This is a genomic window from Allorhizobium sp. nf9_anc, assembly GCF_056323085.1.
In genome coordinates, this window is the sequence record NZ_CM150481.1 from 2,171,916 (window position 1) to 2,187,897 (window position 15,982).

The 15,982-nt window shown below is 60.2% G+C and carries 17 protein-coding genes; 7 read left to right on the forward strand and 10 right to left on the reverse strand.

Annotated features, from left to right (window positions below; genetic code table 11):
- Positions 1 to 176 precede the first annotated feature (176 nt).
- The 3 genes from lon to AC02Y0_RS10490 all read right to left on the reverse strand — a co-directional run bounded on the left by lon (position 177) and on the right by AC02Y0_RS10490 (position 5,256).
- On the reverse strand, positions 177 to 2,594 hold the full coding sequence (gene lon, locus AC02Y0_RS10480; RefSeq protein ID WP_476383764.1) for an endopeptidase La: 2,418 nt from the start codon (positions 2,592 to 2,594) through the stop codon (positions 177 to 179).
- 460 nt (positions 2,595 to 3,054) lie between these two features.
- A complete protein-coding gene (clpX, locus tag AC02Y0_RS10485; protein WP_102021304.1) occupies positions 3,055 to 4,332 on the reverse strand; it encodes an ATP-dependent Clp protease ATP-binding subunit ClpX in 1,278 nt (425 codons plus the stop codon).
- Between the two features lie 288 nt (positions 4,333 to 4,620).
- Positions 4,621 to 5,256 (reverse strand): ATP-dependent Clp protease proteolytic subunit, encoded by a 636-nt coding sequence (locus AC02Y0_RS10490; protein WP_076395723.1) that lies wholly within the window; start codon positions 5,254 to 5,256, stop codon positions 4,621 to 4,623.
- 358 nt (positions 5,257 to 5,614) lie between these two features.
- Here AC02Y0_RS10490 and AC02Y0_RS10495 point away from each other — a divergent pair, with 358 nt between their 5' ends.
- Positions 5,615 to 6,871, forward strand: coding sequence for a GGDEF domain-containing protein (locus AC02Y0_RS10495; protein ID WP_476383765.1), 1,257 nt, complete (start codon positions 5,615 to 5,617; stop codon positions 6,869 to 6,871).
- A 51-nt stretch (positions 6,872 to 6,922) separates the two neighbouring features.
- Positions 6,923 to 8,167, forward strand: a complete 1,245-nt coding sequence (locus AC02Y0_RS10500; RefSeq protein WP_476383766.1) for a cytochrome P450 — start codon at positions 6,923 to 6,925, stop codon at positions 8,165 to 8,167.
- Here AC02Y0_RS10500 and AC02Y0_RS10505 read toward each other — a convergent pair.
- Entirely contained in the window at positions 8,157 to 9,140 is a 984-nt protein-coding gene (locus tag AC02Y0_RS10505; protein ID WP_476383767.1) for a helix-turn-helix transcriptional regulator, read from the reverse strand. The genes AC02Y0_RS10500 and AC02Y0_RS10505 overlap by 11 nt on opposite strands.
- Positions 9,141 to 9,258: 118 nt before the next feature.
- On the opposite strand from AC02Y0_RS10505, the gene AC02Y0_RS10510 reads away from it, so the two are divergent.
- Positions 9,259 to 9,915, forward strand: a complete 657-nt coding sequence (locus tag AC02Y0_RS10510) for a glutathione S-transferase family protein (RefSeq protein ID WP_476383769.1) — start codon at positions 9,259 to 9,261, stop codon at positions 9,913 to 9,915.
- 26 nt (positions 9,916 to 9,941) lie between these two features.
- Here AC02Y0_RS10510 and AC02Y0_RS10515 read toward each other — a convergent pair whose 3' ends face one another.
- From AC02Y0_RS10515 to AC02Y0_RS10525, 3 genes are all read right to left on the reverse strand, one after another.
- On the reverse strand, positions 9,942 to 10,178 hold the full coding sequence (locus tag AC02Y0_RS10515) for a hypothetical protein (RefSeq protein WP_476383770.1): 237 nt from the start codon (positions 10,176 to 10,178) through the stop codon (positions 9,942 to 9,944).
- Between the two features lie 104 nt (positions 10,179 to 10,282).
- A complete protein-coding gene (locus AC02Y0_RS10520) occupies positions 10,283 to 10,627 on the reverse strand; it encodes a cupin domain-containing protein (protein ID WP_476383771.1) in 345 nt (114 codons plus the stop codon).
- A gap of 54 nt (positions 10,628 to 10,681) precedes the next feature.
- Positions 10,682 to 11,968, reverse strand: coding sequence for an O-acetylhomoserine aminocarboxypropyltransferase (locus tag AC02Y0_RS10525; RefSeq protein WP_444557869.1), 1,287 nt, complete (start codon positions 11,966 to 11,968; stop codon positions 10,682 to 10,684).
- A gap of 167 nt (positions 11,969 to 12,135) precedes the next feature.
- On the opposite strand from AC02Y0_RS10525, the gene AC02Y0_RS10530 reads away from it, so the two are divergent.
- Complete coding sequence (locus tag AC02Y0_RS10530; RefSeq protein WP_476383772.1) at positions 12,136 to 12,567, forward strand: DUF6455 family protein; 432 nt, start codon at positions 12,136 to 12,138, stop codon at positions 12,565 to 12,567.
- Between the two features lie 4 nt (positions 12,568 to 12,571).
- On the opposite strand, the gene AC02Y0_RS10535 is transcribed toward AC02Y0_RS10530, so the two are convergent.
- Entirely contained in the window at positions 12,572 to 13,003 is a 432-nt protein-coding gene (locus AC02Y0_RS10535) for a CoA-binding protein (protein WP_476383773.1), read from the reverse strand.
- 115 nt (positions 13,004 to 13,118) lie between these two features.
- On the opposite strand from AC02Y0_RS10535, the gene AC02Y0_RS10540 reads away from it, so the two are divergent.
- Positions 13,119 to 13,457, forward strand: a complete 339-nt coding sequence (locus AC02Y0_RS10540; protein WP_476383774.1) for a hypothetical protein — start codon at positions 13,119 to 13,121, stop codon at positions 13,455 to 13,457.
- A gap of 15 nt (positions 13,458 to 13,472) precedes the next feature.
- On the opposite strand, the gene AC02Y0_RS10545 is transcribed toward AC02Y0_RS10540, so the two are convergent.
- A complete protein-coding gene (locus AC02Y0_RS10545) occupies positions 13,473 to 13,937 on the reverse strand; it encodes a CoA-binding protein (RefSeq protein ID WP_476383775.1) in 465 nt (154 codons plus the stop codon).
- Between the two features lie 114 nt (positions 13,938 to 14,051).
- Positions 14,052 to 14,483: a VOC family protein gene (locus tag AC02Y0_RS10550; RefSeq protein ID WP_476383776.1), complete on the reverse strand. Its 432-nt coding sequence runs from the start codon at positions 14,481 to 14,483 to the stop codon at positions 14,052 to 14,054.
- A 431-nt stretch (positions 14,484 to 14,914) separates the two neighbouring features.
- Between AC02Y0_RS10550 and rplM the strand changes: the two genes are divergently transcribed.
- Both rplM and rpsI read left to right on the forward strand, forming a co-directional pair.
- Complete coding sequence (gene rplM, locus AC02Y0_RS10555; RefSeq protein WP_102021316.1) at positions 14,915 to 15,379, forward strand: 50S ribosomal protein L13; 465 nt, start codon at positions 14,915 to 14,917, stop codon at positions 15,377 to 15,379.
- A gap of 2 nt (positions 15,380 to 15,381) precedes the next feature.
- Positions 15,382 to 15,846 (forward strand): 30S ribosomal protein S9, encoded by a 465-nt coding sequence (rpsI, locus tag AC02Y0_RS10560; RefSeq protein ID WP_476383777.1) that lies wholly within the window; start codon positions 15,382 to 15,384, stop codon positions 15,844 to 15,846.
- The last annotated feature ends 136 nt before the right edge of the window (positions 15,847 to 15,982 follow it).

Below are 15,982 nucleotides of genomic sequence, written 5' to 3' on the forward strand. Positions count from 1 at the left end.
ACTCAAATGATTAAGTCGGGCGGAGAATACGAAAGCTTCTGCCCTTCGCAACTCAAAAGCACCCGAAAGCCCCGGAAAACAAGCCTTTTAAGCGGCTTTTCACAAAAAAGGCTGGCAAAAATGCCAGCCTTTTTGTCGGTTTTGGAGCTTTGTGGCTCACTTATGGCAGAATTGCCTCAGTGAGCGACTGTTGCACCGGTTTCGTCGGTTCCATCAACCACGCCGATTGCCGGCGTTTCGACGGTTCCGTCCCATTCAATCGGTTCAGGCACGCGAACCAGCGCATGACGGATCACCTCGCCCATACGGGACACAGGGATGATCTCCATGTTGTTCTTCACGTTGTCCGGGATGTCTGCCAAATCCTTGGCGTTCTCTTCCGGGATCAGAACCTTCTTGATGCCACCACGAAGTGCTGCGAGCAGCTTTTCCTTGAGGCCACCGATCGGCAGGACGCGGCCACGCAATGTGACTTCGCCCGTCATTGCGACATCCTTCGAGACCGGAATGCCGGTCATGATGGAGACGATGGCGGTTGCCATGGCGATACCGGCCGACGGACCATCCTTCGGAGTTGCACCTTCCGGCACGTGGACGTGGATGTCCGACTTGTCGAAGCGCGGAGGCTCAATGCCGAAATCGACGGCGCGCGCACGGACATAGGATGCCGCAGCGGAAATCGATTCCTTCATCACTTCCTTCAGGTTGCCCGTGACCGTCATGCGGCCCTTGCCGGGCATCATGACGCCTTCGATGGTGAGCAGTTCGCCGCCCACTTCCGTCCAGGCAAGACCCGTGACAACGCCCACCTGGTCTTCGCCCTCGGCTTCGCCGTGGCGGAAGCGCGGAACGCCCAGGTATTCGTTGATGTTCTCACCGGTCACGGCAACCGAGGTCACCTTGCCCTTGATGATTTCGGTGACGGCCTTACGGGCGAGCTTCATCAGCTCGCGCTCGAAGGAACGCACGCCGGCTTCGCGGGTATACTGCTGGATGATCGCCATGATCGCCGAATCCGCCACGGAGAACTCTTCCGGACGCAGGGCGTGTTCCTTGATCGCCTTGGGCAGCAGGTGCCGCTTGGCGATCTCGAGCTTCTCATCCTCGGTGTAACCGGCAATACGGATGATCTCCATACGGTCCATCAGCGGACCCGGGATGTTCAGCGTGTTGGCGGTCGTCACGAACATGACGTTCGACAGGTCATATTCCACTTCGAGATAGTGGTCCATGAAGGTCGAGTTCTGTTCCGGATCCAGCACCTCGAGCAGAGCCGACGAAGGGTCGCCACGGAAATCCATGCCCATCTTGTCGATCTCGTCGAGCAGGAAGAGCGGGTTGGACTTCTTGGCCTTCTTCATCGACTGCACGATCTTGCCGGGCATGGAGCCGATATAGGTCCGGCGGTGACCGCGGATCTCGGCTTCGTCACGGACGCCACCGAGGGCCATGCGCACGTATTCGCGGCCGGTCGCCTTGGCGATCGACTTGGCGAGCGAGGTCTTGCCGACGCCCGGAGGGCCGACGAGGCACAGGATCGGGCCTTTCAACTTCGTCGCACGGGCCTGGACGGCCAGATATTCGACGATGCGTTCCTTGACCTTGTCGAGACCGAAATGGTCCTCATCGAGGGTCTTTTCAGCCGCGTTGAGGTCGATCTTGACCTTCGACTTCTTGCCCCAGGGAAGGCCCAGCAGCCAGTCGAGATAGTTGCGCACGACGGTGGCTTCCGCCGACATCGGGCTCATGTGACGCAGCTTCTTCAGCTCGGCATCGGCCTTTTCCTTGGCTTCCTTGGAAAGCTTGGTCTTGGCGATGCGCTCTTCCAGTTCGGCCATCTCGTCACGGCCGTCTTCGCCGTCGCCGAGTTCCTTCTGGATCGCCTTCATCTGTTCGTTGAGGTAGTACTCGCGCTGGGTCTTCTCCATCTGGCGCTTGACGCGCGAGCGGATACGCTTCTCGACCTGGAGAACGGAGATCTCGCCTTCCATGAAGCCGAGCGCCTTTTCAAGGCGCGTCTTCACGCTCACCGTTTCCAGCATTTCCTGCTTTTCGGTGATCTTGATAGAGAGATGCGAGGCGACCGTGTCGGCAAGCTTCGAGTAATCCTCGATCTGGCTTGCGGCACCGACAACCTCGGGAGAGATCTTCTTGTTCAGCTTCACGTAGTTCTCGAACTCCGAGACCACCGAGCGAGACAGGGCCTCGATCTCGACGGCATCTTCATCCGGCTCTGCCAGGATACGGGCCTTCGCCTCGTAGTAATCTTCGCGGGCCGTGTAGGCCTCGACCTTGGCGCGCGCACGTCCTTCGATCAGCACCTTCACGGTGCCGTCGGGCAGCTTCAGGAGCTGGAGGACATTGGCGACGGTGCCGACTTCGTAGATGGCGTCCGGGGCCGGATCGTCGTCACTGGCATTGATCTGCGTGGCCAGCATGATCTGCTTGTCGGAGCCCATCACCTCTTCCAGAGCGCGAATGGACTTTTCACGGCCGACGAACAGCGGAACGATCATGTGAGGAAACACCACGATGTCGCGCAGAGGCAGCACCGGATAGGTGTTCACCTCGTTTGCAGCTGACGTATTCGTCATTTCACTTCCTTTCAAACGTCCCGGGGAAACCGGGACTCCATGCCGACCCAGAAGAGGCGTCAGGCATATTTTTCGATCCTCCAACAAGTGGAGTGGCGTTCCCGCCAATTCAAGCCTGCTGCCCGTGCCCAACCCGAATCTGTGACATCAGCATGACAGACCCTGCCCGCTTTCACACTACATTGCGGACCTGATGCGAACCATGCGCGTCACTTCGTCGCCTGAAAGGCAGCCGGTCGTCGCATGGATGATCGGGGACGCGGATACGCGGTTAACGGCGACGCAGAACTCAAGCGTTCACTCACCCCTGTTCTAGCCCAATCGACGGGCCTGACAACAGCGGAATACCGTAAATGGACAAGGGGTCCGGAGATAACCACAGGCAGCACCAAAAAAGATCGTCTGAAACGGAAAAGCCCGCCACAAGGGCGGGCTTTTCGCTGCAATCGATCCGGACCGATCAGGCGGAGGCGTTGGCCTTCTCTTCCTGGCGATCGGCATAGATGTAGAGCGGGCGGGAATTGCCGTTGACGACGTCGTCGGAGATGACGACTTCGCGAACGCCTTCCAGTTCCGGCAGTTCGAACATCGTGTCAAGCAGGATCTTTTCCATGATCGAGCGAAGACCACGGGCGCCGGTCTTGCGTGTGATCGCCTTGCGGGCGATCTCGCGAAGTGCGTCCTCGTGGAACGTCAGTTCCACGTCTTCCATCTCGAACAGGCGCTGGTACTGCTTGACGAGCGCGTTCTTTGGCTCCGACAGGATCTGGATCAGCGCATCCTCGTCCAGATCTTCGAGCGTTGCCAGAACCGGCAGACGACCGATGAATTCCGGGATGAGGCCGAACTTGACCAGGTCTTCCGGCTCCAGTTCGCGCAGGACTTCGCCAACGCGACGATCGTCTTCCGCCTTCACCGTTGCGCCAAAACCGATCGAGGTCTTTTCGCCACGGGCAGAGATGATCTTGTCGAGGCCGGCAAATGCGCCGCCGCAGATGAACAGGATGTTGGTCGTATCCACCTGCAGGAATTCCTGCTGCGGATGCTTGCGGCCACCCTGCGGAGGAACGGAGGCAACCGTACCTTCCATGATCTTCAGAAGCGCCTGCTGAACGCCCTCGCCTGACACGTCGCGGGTGATCGAAGGATTGTCCGACTTGCGGGAGATCTTGTCGACTTCGTCGATGTAGACGATGCCGCGCTGGGCGCGCTCGACATTGTAGTCCGCGGACTGAAGGAGCTTCAGGATGATGTTTTCGACGTCTTCACCGACATAACCGGCTTCGGTCAGGGTCGTGGCATCCGCCATGGTGAAGGGCACGTCGATGATGCGGGCCAGCGTCTGGGCAAGATAGGTCTTGCCGCAGCCGGTCGGGCCGACGAGCATGATGTTCGACTTCGCCAGTTCGACGTCACCGCCCTTTGAGGCGTGCGAGAGGCGCTTGTAGTGGTTGTGCACGGCCACAGACAGGATCTTCTTCGCCTGCTTCTGACCGATCACGTATTCGTCGAGGATCTTTATGATGTCCTGCGGCGTGGGAACGCCGTCGCGGGACTTGACCATCGAAGACTTGTTCTCTTCGCGGATGATGTCCATGCAGAGTTCGACGCATTCATCGCAGATGAACACAGTCGGTCCGGCAATCAGCTTGCGGACCTCGTGCTGGCTCTTGCCGCAGAAGGAACAATAAAGGGTATTCTTGGAGTCACCGCCGTTGCTTCCGCTGACTTTGCTCATGTCTTTATCCTTCCAGCACGCCGCGCCACCGCAGTCACGGCAGGGCGGTCACTCACACTGTCCGGTTCCCTCCGCCGCCGTTGGGGGGAACCTCTTCCGATCCGGAGCTACTAGCCGATCCGACCTTGTCGGAGCGGCGGCAACGAAAACTCCCAGTCTCGGCAGACTATGTCACAAAGATTCAACATAGCCTTAATCTTACTATTAGCGCTTTTGCGCCGACTTTAAACCCTGCTTGCCATCACGTCTGCCGGCATCGACCCGATACCGGCATATGGCTCGCCTGGATCAGGCCGACGGCGCAACGCCTTCCATTTCGGCACGCGAGGTCAGGATGCGGTCGATGATACCCCAGTCCTTGGCTTCGCTCGATTCCATGAAGTGGTCACGATCAAGCGTGTTCTCGACTTCGTCATATGTCTTGCCGGTGTGCTTGACATAGACCTCGTTCAGGCGACGCTTCATCTTAATAATGTCACGAGCATGGCGCTCGATGTCGGATGCCTGGCCCTGGAAGCCGCCCGAAGGCTGGTGAACCATGATACGCGAGTTCGGCGTTGCGAAGCGCATGCCCTTTTCGCCAGCGGCGAGCAGCAGCGAACCCATGGACGCGGCCTGACCGATGCAGAGCGTCGATACGGCCGGACGGATGAACTGCATCGTGTCGTAGATCGCCATACCGGAGGTGACGACACCGCCCGGCGAATTGATGTAGATGGCGATTTCCTTCTTCGGGTTCTCGGCTTCGAGGAAGAGAAGCTGGGCGCAGACGAGCGACGCCATCGTGTCTTCGACCGGCCCCGTCAGGAAGATGATCCGCTCCTTCAGCAGTCGAGAAAAGATGTCGTAGGAGCGCTCGCCACGGTTGGTCTGCTCGACGACCATCGGCACCAGAGCGAGAGCGGTATCAACGGGATTTCTCATGTCGGTCCTTTTTAAGCCTCTCCCCGGCACATCCGGTGGCGGGAATCACGTAATCTTTGTCAATCCCTACATAGAGTGTCCGCACCCCGACATTCAAGACATGAGGACCGGATATCCTTAATGGTCGGATTGCGCTCAGCACTGCAGATCCTGAGTTTCCGGCCACGCACCTGCACTACGGGAGGGATCGCGTCGCATCGATGCACAAGAAAAGGCTAACATGGTGAAATTTCGGTAACTCCGCCGACGGCGCAGTTCGAATAACCCACCAAATCCTGCAGGTTTTCATAGTGACTGTTTAACCGGCATGGGCCATTCTGGTGCGATAGTCTACCGAAATCATTTCAGGAACTGCATCGTGATCGACGTGAAGACCGCGTTCTTGCTGTGGGTCGTCCAGACCAGCACGTTCGCAATTCTGCTTATGGCCATTTGGCTGCACGCGCGGGATCACAAGTATTTCCTGTGGTTCGGTATCGGCTTCCTCATCCACGCCAGCGGCCTTGGACTCGTTGGTCTTCGCGGCCAAATCCCGGATTTCATCTCGATCCAGGTCGCCAATACCATCTCGCTTCTCGCCTTCGGCCTCTGGGCCAAGGGGCTTTCGACGCTCGACCATCGCCGGCTCCCGCTGGTTGCCTGGGCTCCGACGCTGGTGTGGTTCCTCGGCAATCTCGTGCCCTTCATCCGCGCCGACTTCGCGCTTCGGGTTTCGCTCTACAATGTCGCGGCGACCCTCGGCTTTGCGATACTCGCCTTCATCGCCGCACGGGCCAGCTTCAGTTCCGGTCGCTACCGCGCCTTCCTGACGATTAACTGGGTGACCCAGGCGGTTGCCTGCGCGGGCTTCGCCGTCTTCGTCGTCTTCCGCCGTCCGACCAGTTTCGCCGATAACTTCGTCGGCGTGTGGATGGGAACGATCGCGCTGATCGGCTTCATCACGTCAGTCGTCATCCTGGCGAAGATCATGATGGACCGGTCGCAGGAGCAGTTGCAGGCGCTGGTCCGGACAGACCCGCTCACGGGCGTGCTGAATAGACGCGGCTTTTCCGAGGCCTATCAGGGACTGGTGGAGAGCTCTCCCCTCGACACGCTCGGGGTCCTGGTTTTCGACCTCGATCACTTCAAGCAGATCAATGATCGGCATGGACACACGACCGGGGACCGCGTGCTGCAGGAATTTGCCGATGTCTGCCTGTCGCTGCTTCCGCAGCGAGCGGTCTTCGCGCGCACCGGCGGCGAGGAATTTGCGGCCGTGCTTGCGATCTCGGAGCCACGGGATGCGGCGCTGTTTGCCGAAACCGTGCGGCTCGCGCTTGCCGACCGCAGCATTCCGACCGGTGAAGAGCCGATCTCGGTCACCACCAGCGTCGGCATCTCGATCAGCCCACTTCGGACGGCCAATCTGGACCATCTCCTGTCGGAGGCGGATCTCGCGCTTTATACGGCGAAGGCGCAGGGGCGAAACCGCACCTCGGTTCGGGCCGGCAACCGGATCGTGACCGTTCCGCCATCCCGCGAAGAGCGCCCCCTCGACGACGTCGACCGCCAGGCCGACCGGCAGGTGGCCATTCTCAATCGCATCTCCGCCGTTGCCCACAAGCTGGACGACTGAGCGCCGCCCCTTCCCCTTGCGCGACGGACTGCAAAGACTAAACAGGACAGCATGACACAGACTTCCTTTCTCTCCATCGATCCGGCCACCCGCCGGGTTTCGCTCGATGCTCGTGATCCCGCCTTCTATGGCGATCCGAACCGCACTTACGCAGCGCTCCATGCGCAATGTCCGACCTTCTACTGGGAGGAGCAGAAGCAGTGGTTCTTCACTGGCTATGACCATGTGAATGCGCTGCTGCGCGATCGCCGCTTCGGCCGGCAGATCCTGCATATTGCGACACGCGAGGAGCTGGGCATGCCAGAACCCGCTGAGCACACCCGGCATTTCGACAAGGCCGAGGAGCATTCGCTGCTCGAAATCGAGCCGCCGGAGCACACGCGGCTGCGCACGCTCGTCAACCGCGCCTTCGTCTCCCGCCATGTCGAGAAGATGACCCCGGAGATCGAGGCACTTGCCAACCGGCTGATCGACGATTTCGAGAGGGATGGCAGGACGGAGCTTCTGGCGAGTTTCGCCGACATCATTCCGGTAACAATGATCGCACGGATGATCGGCATACCCGAAGACATGGGTCCGCAGCTCCTGAAATGGAGCCACGACTATGTCGGCATGTACATGTTCAAGCGGACACGCGCCGACGAGGAGGCCGCGGATCGCTCTGCCAAGGAGTTCGCGGACTATGTGCGCGAAGTGATCGCCGAGAGACGGGCCGAGCCGCGCGACGATCTGCTCAGCCATATGATCCACACGGAGCACAAGGGTCAGTTCCTCACCGAGGACGAGCTGATCTCGACAACCATAGTGCTGCTTAATGCCGGCCACGAGGCAACCGTGCACCAGATCGGCAATTCGGTCCGCGTGATCCTCGAAAGCGGGATCGACCCGTCGACGCTCTTCACCGACGAGAAGACGACGGAGCGGACTGTCGAGGAGACGCTTCGGATCGGCGCGCCGGTGCATATCTTCCAGCGCTGGTGCCTGGAGCCCTGCGAAATCGACGGCGTGTCCTTCAAGCGCGGAGACAAGGTGAGCCTGATTCTCGCCGCCGCCAATCTCGATCCGCAGAAATTTCCGGATCCGCTGACATTCAAGCCGGGTCGCGATGAAGGGGCCAATCTCTCCTTCGGCGCCGGCATTCATTTCTGCATCGGTGCGCCGCTTGCGCGGCTCGAACTCAACATCGTGCTGCCGCTGCTTTTCAAGCGGTTGCCGGGGTTGAAGATTGCAGAAACGCCGACGGTCAAAGACGTCTATCATTTCCACGGTCTGGAGCGGCTCGACCTCACCTGGTGAGGTCGGCTGCGTCGACATAGCGGGCCGTCAGGGCTTCAACGGCCTGACGCATGGCGAGACGCAGATCTGGCGGGTTGAGGACCTCGACTTCCGTTCCCAGCTTCAGCATTTCCGACACGGCCATTCGCTCATGTGCCACGGGGAGCCGGACCGTGCGCCAGCCGCGCTCGTCGGCTTCTCCGATGAATTCGAGGTTGGCGCGTACGTAAGGCGGCGCCATGTGCTCGATTTCCTTCAGGCCCCAGGGCGAAAGGCGAATGGTCGCCCAATTGGGGTAAAGCTCCAGTTCAAGCCGACGCGTGTTTTCGTTCCAGTATTCGGCGAGATCAAAATCTCTCGGCCAGTCGAAGCGCTCCTCGGTGACGAGGAGATCGAGCACTCGTGAGATGCGATAAGTGCGCGGTGTGTCGTCGACCCGCGCCACGAGATACCAGGCGCCACCCTTCATCACGATGCCGAGCGGTTCTGCGACGCGTTTCTTCTCCGCCTTCCACGAGCGATAGTGCATGCGGATGCGCTTGGAGTTCCAGACCGCATCCGCAATGGCCTGGAGATAGACGGGCTGCTCACCCTCCGCGAGCCAGGCGGGCGCATCGAGATGAAACTTCGACTGCATGCGCCGCGCGCTTTCACGCAGATCCTCCGGCAAGGCAGCGGTGAGCTTTTTCTGGGCGCCGGCCATCAGCGAGCCGAGGCCAAGATCGGCAGCGGCACCGGGGATACCGGAGAGGAACATGGCCTCCGCCTCTGCAGGGGTGAGGCCGTTCAGACGGACGCGGTACCCGTCCAGCAGGCGGTAGCCACCGTCGGAGCCGCGTTCGCTGTAAACGGGGATACCTGACAGCGAGAGGGCATCGACATCGCGGTAGATGGTGCGCACCGAGACGTCGTTTTCCTCGGCCAGCGCCTCGGCGGTCACCAGTCCCTTGGCTTGCAGCGTCGTCAGTATGTTGATGAGCCGGCTCGCCCGCATCGAAAAATCCTCGTTTCGACGATTATGCTAATCCAACCTGACATAATCTGACAGGTATGCCGGCGCATTCTCCCTTCAACGCCTTCATGGCGTGGTGCATTTCAAAGGGAGACACACGATGACCAAGAACCAGCCGATCACCCTCTTCTACTCGCCCCAGACCCGTGCCACCGGCGCACGCGTGCTGCTTGAGGAACTGAAGGTGCCGTACGCCATGCATGTTTTGAACATGAAGGCGGGCGAGCAGCGGCAGCCGGCCTATCTGGCGATCAACCCGCTCGGCAAGGTGCCGGCGGTGCGCGTCGGCGACACGCTCGTCACCGAACAGGGCGCCATCTACCTTTATCTCGCGGATCTTTTCCCCGAAGCGGGTCTCGCGCCTGCGCTTACAGATCCGGAACGCGGCGCCTATGTGCGCTGGCTGTTCATCTACGGCAGTTGCTTCGAACCGGCGGTCGTCGATCGGTACATGAAGCGCGAGCCGGGATCGATGAACGAGACCCCCTATGCCAGCTACGGATCGCTGATCGACATGCTGGAGGAAGCGCTGAAGACAGGCCCCTACCTGCTCGGCGAGCGCTTTACGGCCGCGGATCTGCTCTGGGGGATCGCGTTGCGCTGGACGACCATGTTCGGCCTTGTCGAGGCACGCCCGGCCTTTCAGGCCTATATGGCCCGCATCGACGGCCGCGTGAGTGTTCAGAAGGTCTCGGCCGAAGATGCCGCGATGGCAGCAGAACACGAGGCGGCAGCGGTCCGTCTGAAAGCGGGTTGATTACCTATTGGTCCGCCCGCAGTCGTTCAGATCCAGCTCCGGCTATCCGGGGCGCCGCAACCGTAGGGCGGGACACTATCCGGAAAAGACTGCTGCAGCCGGTCACATCCCCATTTGCGGAAAATGTGCGGAAGTCGGCTGTTAATCTCGATTCCCACTTCGTCATAGGGGCTGCTGGTGTTGCTGACATAGGCATACCAGCGGCCACCGACGGTTAGCGACAGTCCGACGATGACGATGAGGGCGACGCGAAATATTTTCATTCAAATGACCTGGCGCTGCAAGATGATGGCAGCCTCCTAGCGCGACCGTTGATCCACCGTCAGTGACCTGCCGCACATCCGATGCCAGGAAATGTCATGCCAACCTAAAGGCGGATGACGTAGTCCTTGCGAGTCGTTTCAAGCACTTCCCAGGTTCCCTTGAAGCCGGGTCTGAGGATCAGGCGGTCGCCTGCCTTGAGATGGATCGGCTCACCGCCGTCTTCGGTGACAACAGAGTGGCCTTCGAGAATGTGGAAGTATTCCCATTCATCGTAAGAGATCCGCCACTTGCCGGGCGTCGACTGCCAGATGCCGGCATAGATGCCACCGTCCGCTTCCTCGATGTTCCAGGTGGTGAAGCGCGGGTCGCCTGAAATCAGGCGGTCCGGCGCAGGCGCGCCCTCTTCCGGCATGACGGTGGAGGGATCGAATGGCAGGGACAGGCTCATCATGGTCTCCAGGTAAACGAGCGGCGGTGTTTTGCACCGCCGCTGAAAGGTCGATCAGGCAGAGGCCAGCGCCTGCTCGAGATCGGCGATGATGTCTTCGGCGTCCTCGATGCCGATGGACAGGCGCACCACGTCAGGCCCGGCACCGGCTGCGATCTGCTGGGCTTCGGAGAGCTGCGCATGGGTCGTCGACGCCGGATGGATGATCAGCGAGCGGGTGTCGCCGATGTTGGCCAGGTGAGAGAAGAGCTTCAAGCCACCAACCAGCGCCTTGCCGGCTTCGAGCCCGCCCTTGATGCCGAAGGTGAAGACGGATCCGGCGCCCTTCGGCGAGTAGCGCTTCTGCAGCGCATTGTTCGGATCGTCGGGAAGGCCAGCATAGTTGACCCAGGCGACCTTCGGGTGGCTCTTCAGCCAGGTCGCGACCTTCATGGCATTGTCGCAGTGGCGCTGCATGCGCAGCGGCAGGGTTTCGATGCCGGTCAGCAGGAGAAAGGCGTTCATCGGGGCGATCGCGGGCCCGAGGTCACGCAGGCCGAGGACGCGGCAGGCGATGGCGAAGGCGAAGTTGCCGAAGGTCTGGTGCAGGACCACGCCGTTATACTCCGGGCGCGGCTCCGACAGCATCGGATATTTGCCCGGCTTAGCCGACCAGTCGAAGGTGCCACCGTCAACGATGACACCGCCCATCGAATTGCCGTGACCGCCGAGGAATTTGGTGACGGAATGCACGATGATGTCGGCGCCGTGTTCCAGCGGACGGATGAGGTATGGGCTCGCCATGGTGTTGTCGACGATCAGCGGCAGACCGTGGCGATGGGCCACCTCGGCGATGGCTTCGATGTCGACGAAGGTGCCGCCGGGATTTGCCAGGCTTTCGATGTAGACGGCCTTGGTCTTGTCATCGATCTGAGCGGCGAAGCTTTCCGGATCGGCGGGATCCGCCCAGCGAACCTGCCAGCCGAAATTCTTGAAGGCATGGCCGAACTGGTTGATCGAGCCACCATAGAGCTTCTTCGCCGCAACGAAGTTGTCGCCAGGCTGCATCAGCGAGTGGAAGATCAGGAGCTGGGCTGCATGACCGGACGCAACAGCAAGTGCTGCGGTGCCGCCTTCGAGAGCCGCAATTCGCTCTTCCAGAACGCCCTGGGTGGGGTTCATGATGCGGGTGTAGATATTGCCGAACTCCTTGAGGGCAAAGAGATTTGCGGCGTGGTCCGAATCGTTGAAGACGTAGGCCGTGGTCTGGTAGATCGGCGTAATGCGCGCGCCCGTGGTGGGGTCCGGCTGTGCACCGGCATGGATGGCAAGCGTGGCGAAACCCGGATTGTTCTCCGACATTGTTTGGTCCTCCCTTTTTGACTTCGGGCCGGATCATAATCAGTCGCCGCCCGATGTCAGCCCGGATTATTCCAAAGTGCGGGGGTGATCGGGAATTTCATACTTGATCGAGGTCAATGCGACCCCGCGACTTGCTGGCATTCTCTTCCCAGTCGAAGGAGAGACCCATGACACTCACGATCGCCGATCCGGTCCGCCACACCGTGCAGCAAATCCTCTCCTGGTTCGCCCAGGGTTTCGAAACCGCCAATGAAAGCGACATGCTTGCCGCCTTGTCCGATGCAGAAATCGCAGCGCTCGCCGATGATTGTGGCATCAGCGCCCATCAATTGCTGGCGCTCGTGAAGGCAGGCCCGCATGCCGCCGACGAAATGCCAGCCATGATGCGGGCCCTCAACATCGATCCGGCAGAAGTCGAATTCCGCATGCGCCGGGTGTTTCGCGACATGCAGGTCACCTGTGCGCAGTGTTCGTCCAAGGACACCTGCCGTCAGCACCTGCACCAGGGCAAGGCCGAGCAGACCTTTGTCGACTATTGCGGCAATGCTGATACGCTGAACGCGTTGCGCGCCAATCCGGATTTGCTGGTCGGGGCCTAAGCCGTCAGAGCCCGAGCCTAGGGATTTCGATCGCCGGGCAGCGGTCCATGACCACGCGGATGCCGTCCTCTTCGGCCGGAATGACGGCTTTATCGTCGCGCACGGAAAGTTGGCCCCAGATCACCTTGGGCCGGTTCGGCAGGGCAAGTGCCTCCGTGACCACCTCGCCCAGATATTCCGGCGCGCGGAAGACGTCGACCATGTCGATCGCCTCTGGAATATCGGCCATTGTGGCGTAGACGGTCTGGCCGAGAATTTCCTTGCCGGCCTGGCCCGGATTGACCGGATAGACCGTGTAACCCTTTGACAACAGGAAACGCATGACGCCGAAGCTCGGACGGTCCGGCTTGGGCGACGCACCGAGCAATGCGATGGTTTTCACCTCGCCGAGAATGTCCTTCAAATATTCTGGACTATAATGATTGTGGTCAGCCATCTGCATCTCCTCAACTGTCGTAACATGAGGATTAGATGGTGTGGCAATCGGCAGCAACAAGGCGGAACCGCCCTGCCCGCCCACACGTTGATCGAGCGCCAGAAGGAGAACGGCCATGCGCATGACCCAGCTTGCCATCCTGACGATCGCCACCACCGTGCTGGCAGAGCCGGCTTTGGCGATCTCGCGTTACAATTCAACGGCGCTCACCTGTGACCAGGCGCGTCAGCGCGTCATCAACGAGGGCGCCGTCATCCTGCGCTACCCGTCGACGCGGGTCCAAGGCATGACGCTCTACGATCGCTACGTGACCCGGAGCGCGATGTGCTCGCCACACGAATATGCCGAGCGCGCCTATGTGCCGACGCAGGATACCGATCGGTGCCCGGTCCTCAACTGCCAGCCTTATGACCCCGAACCACGACGCTTCGGCAAGCCGATCGTCCGGTTCTGAGGCCTTCCAGTTGGCTCAGGCCGCATGACCATGGGCAGAGCTTGCATGCATGCGCTCGTAGACCAGCGGATATTCGCAAACCAGCGCGCGGTTCATCACCACCTTGATGCCGGCGGCCTCGGCCCGTGCCGCAGCGTCATCGTTGCGGATACCGAGCTGACACCAGATTGCCTGCGGGCGTGGCGACATCGCCAACACGTCGTCGACGATGCTGTCGAGATGCTCCGGACGGCGAAAGACATCGACAAGGTGGATGGGTTCCGGGATCTCTGCGAGCGAGCCATAGACGCGCTTGCCGAGGATCATCTCTCCCCGATGCAGCGGATTGACGGGGAAAACGTGATAGCCCTTGCCGAGCAGAAATCCTGAAATCCAGTGGCTGGGCCGCTTGTCGTCGGTCGATGCGCCAACGACGGCCACGTTCTTGGCCGTGGCGAGAATGTCGGCGAGATAGCTGTTCAGGTAGGTGTCATGGTTCATGGACGTTCCTCCCGGCCTGCGAAGGCCATTGGTTTACCCGTCCATCTTGTCCCGAATACAGCCTAGCGCAGGCCGCTTAACGACCGCGCACCGAATTCCCTCAAATACCGTGGATCAGTCCGGAAGCACCACATGCCCGTGTTCGTCATGCGGGAAGAAGGGATTGTAGGCGATTTCCCAGAGGTGGCCATCCGGGTCGGCGACATAGCCGGAATAGCCGCCCCAGAAGACTTTTTCGGGTGCCTTCACCAGACGCGCACCACAAGAGATCGCAAACTTCACCACAGCGTCGACGCCGATTTCGCTCGTGACATTGTAAGCCAATGTCACGCCCGAAAACCCAGGAGGCGTATCCTCGACATGGGCGTCGGCGGCCAAGCTGGCGCGCGAAAACAGCCCGAGCACGATTCCCTTCAACTGGATAAAGGTCACGTCGTCATTGGATGCGGAGGACCGCGTCCAGCCCAGTCGGCCGTAGAATTCAGTGCTGCGGGCGACGTCAGAAACGCCAAGGGTGATAAGCGAGATTCGGCGTTCCAGCGACATGGCGATCTCCGTATAAAGGTGCCTGCCGATACGTTCGGTTTATGTTTTCATTATGTTCGTGCACATATTAGCAAAATCATAGGTTGAGACAGGCACTCGTGATACTCCCGTTCCATTTTGTGTGGTTGGTGGAATAATCTCTTTCTTTACGGATTTTCGCCGAGTTCGGCGTATCACGACCCTTGTGCGCCGGCGCCGACATGCGGTAAAATAATACCACATATCTAAGTGATTGTTATTGCTTGTGTTATAGAGACGCCCGCCGGATACAGCTATCTTGACGTTCCAGGTCACTGGTTCTATACCCCTCCCCGGAACGCGGCCCTTCGGGACCGCTTTCTTTTTGCGTCGAAAACGGCGCTTACAAGCAACAAGAAACGCCTGCAGTTTCCTTTAAAGGGGACCGCAGGATCACACGGAAAGAGACCTCAATGTCTACCTTCGTTCAGAAGCCTGCAGAGGTGGAGAAGAAGTGGATCCTCATCGACGCCGAAGGGCTCGTTGTCGGCCGCCTCGCCACCATTATCGCCATGCACCTGCGTGGCAAGCACAAGGCCACCTACACCCCCCACGTTGACGACGGCGACAACGTCATCGTCATCAATGCCGAGAAGGTCGTTCTGACCGGCAAGAAGTACTCCGACAAGAAGTACTACTGGCACACCGGTTATCCGGGCGGCATCAAGGAGCGTACGGCTCGCCAGATCATCGAAGGCCGCTTCCCGGAGCGCGTTCTCGAGAAGGCCGTCGAGCGCATGATCCCGCGTGGCCCGCTCGGTCGTCGCCAGATGAAGAATCTGCGCGTCTACGCCGGCGTCAACCACCCGCATGAAGCCCAGCAGCCCGTCGCTCTCGACGTCGCTTCGCTGAACAGCAAGAACACAAGGAGCGCCTAAGTATGGCCGATCTTTCTTCCCTGAAGGACCTTGCCCCGGCACAGGACGCAGCTCCGGCTCACGTCCGCAAGGTCGACTCGCTGGGTCGCTCCTACGCCACTGGCAAGCGCAAGAACGCAGTCGCCCGCGTATGGGTCAAGCCGGGCACCGGCAAGATCACCGTGAACGGCCGCGAATTCCGCACCTACTTCGCCCGTCCGGTCCTGCAGATGATCCTGCAGCAGCCGATCGTCGCAGTGGCCCGTGACGGCCAGTTCGACATCATCGCGACTGTCGCTGGCGGCGGCCTCTCCGGCCAGGCCGGTGCAGTTCGTCACGGTCTCTCGAAGGCCCTCACCTACTTCGAACCGGGCCTGCGTCCGGTCCTGAAGAAGGGTGGCTTCCTGACCCGCGACAGCCGCGTTGTCGAGCGTAAGAAGTACGGCAAGGCGAAGGCCCGTCGTTCGTTCCAGTTCTCCAAGCGTTAATCGCTGGACAACCGGAAACGGAAATCAAGGCGGGGCTTCGGCTCCGCCTTTTTTTTTGTTTTCCTCCGCCCCCAACCATGTCGCCAAGGATCAAGGCTTGACCGGGGAAGCCGACCGTCTAATTTGATCAAATTTT

Coding starts and splice junctions, on each gene's coding strand:
- rpsI (WP_476383777.1), top strand. CDS start 15,382: ATGGCCGATCTTTCTTCCCTGAAGGACCTTGCCCCGGCACAGGACGCA.
- AC02Y0_RS10490 (WP_076395723.1), bottom strand. CDS start 5,256: ATGAGAAATCCCGTTGATACCGCTCTCGCTCTGGTGCCGATGGTCGTC.
- AC02Y0_RS10530 (WP_476383772.1), top strand. CDS start 12,136: ATGACACTCACGATCGCCGATCCGGTCCGCCACACCGTGCAGCAAATC.
- AC02Y0_RS10535 (WP_476383773.1), bottom strand. CDS start 13,003: ATGGCTGACCACAATCATTATAGTCCAGAATATTTGAAGGACATTCTC.
- clpX (WP_102021304.1), bottom strand. CDS start 4,332: ATGAGCAAAGTCAGCGGAAGCAACGGCGGTGACTCCAAGAATACCCTT.
- AC02Y0_RS10515 (WP_476383770.1), bottom strand. CDS start 10,178: ATGAAAATATTTCGCGTCGCCCTCATCGTCATCGTCGGACTGTCGCTA.
- AC02Y0_RS10510 (WP_476383769.1), top strand. CDS start 9,259: ATGACCAAGAACCAGCCGATCACCCTCTTCTACTCGCCCCAGACCCGT.
- rplM (WP_102021316.1), top strand. CDS start 14,915: ATGTCTACCTTCGTTCAGAAGCCTGCAGAGGTGGAGAAGAAGTGGATC.
- AC02Y0_RS10500 (WP_476383766.1), top strand. CDS start 6,923: ATGACACAGACTTCCTTTCTCTCCATCGATCCGGCCACCCGCCGGGTT.
- AC02Y0_RS10550 (WP_476383776.1), bottom strand. CDS start 14,483: ATGTCGCTGGAACGCCGAATCTCGCTTATCACCCTTGGCGTTTCTGAC.
- AC02Y0_RS10545 (WP_476383775.1), bottom strand. CDS start 13,937: ATGAACCATGACACCTACCTGAACAGCTATCTCGCCGACATTCTCGCC.
- AC02Y0_RS10540 (WP_476383774.1), top strand. CDS start 13,119: ATGCGCATGACCCAGCTTGCCATCCTGACGATCGCCACCACCGTGCTG.
- AC02Y0_RS10520 (WP_476383771.1), bottom strand. CDS start 10,627: ATGAGCCTGTCCCTGCCATTCGATCCCTCCACCGTCATGCCGGAAGAG.
- AC02Y0_RS10505 (WP_476383767.1), bottom strand. CDS start 9,140: ATGCGGGCGAGCCGGCTCATCAACATACTGACGACGCTGCAAGCCAAG.
- AC02Y0_RS10525 (WP_444557869.1), bottom strand. CDS start 11,968: ATGTCGGAGAACAATCCGGGTTTCGCCACGCTTGCCATCCATGCCGGT.
- lon (WP_476383764.1), bottom strand. CDS start 2,594: ATGACGAATACGTCAGCTGCAAACGAGGTGAACACCTATCCGGTGCTG.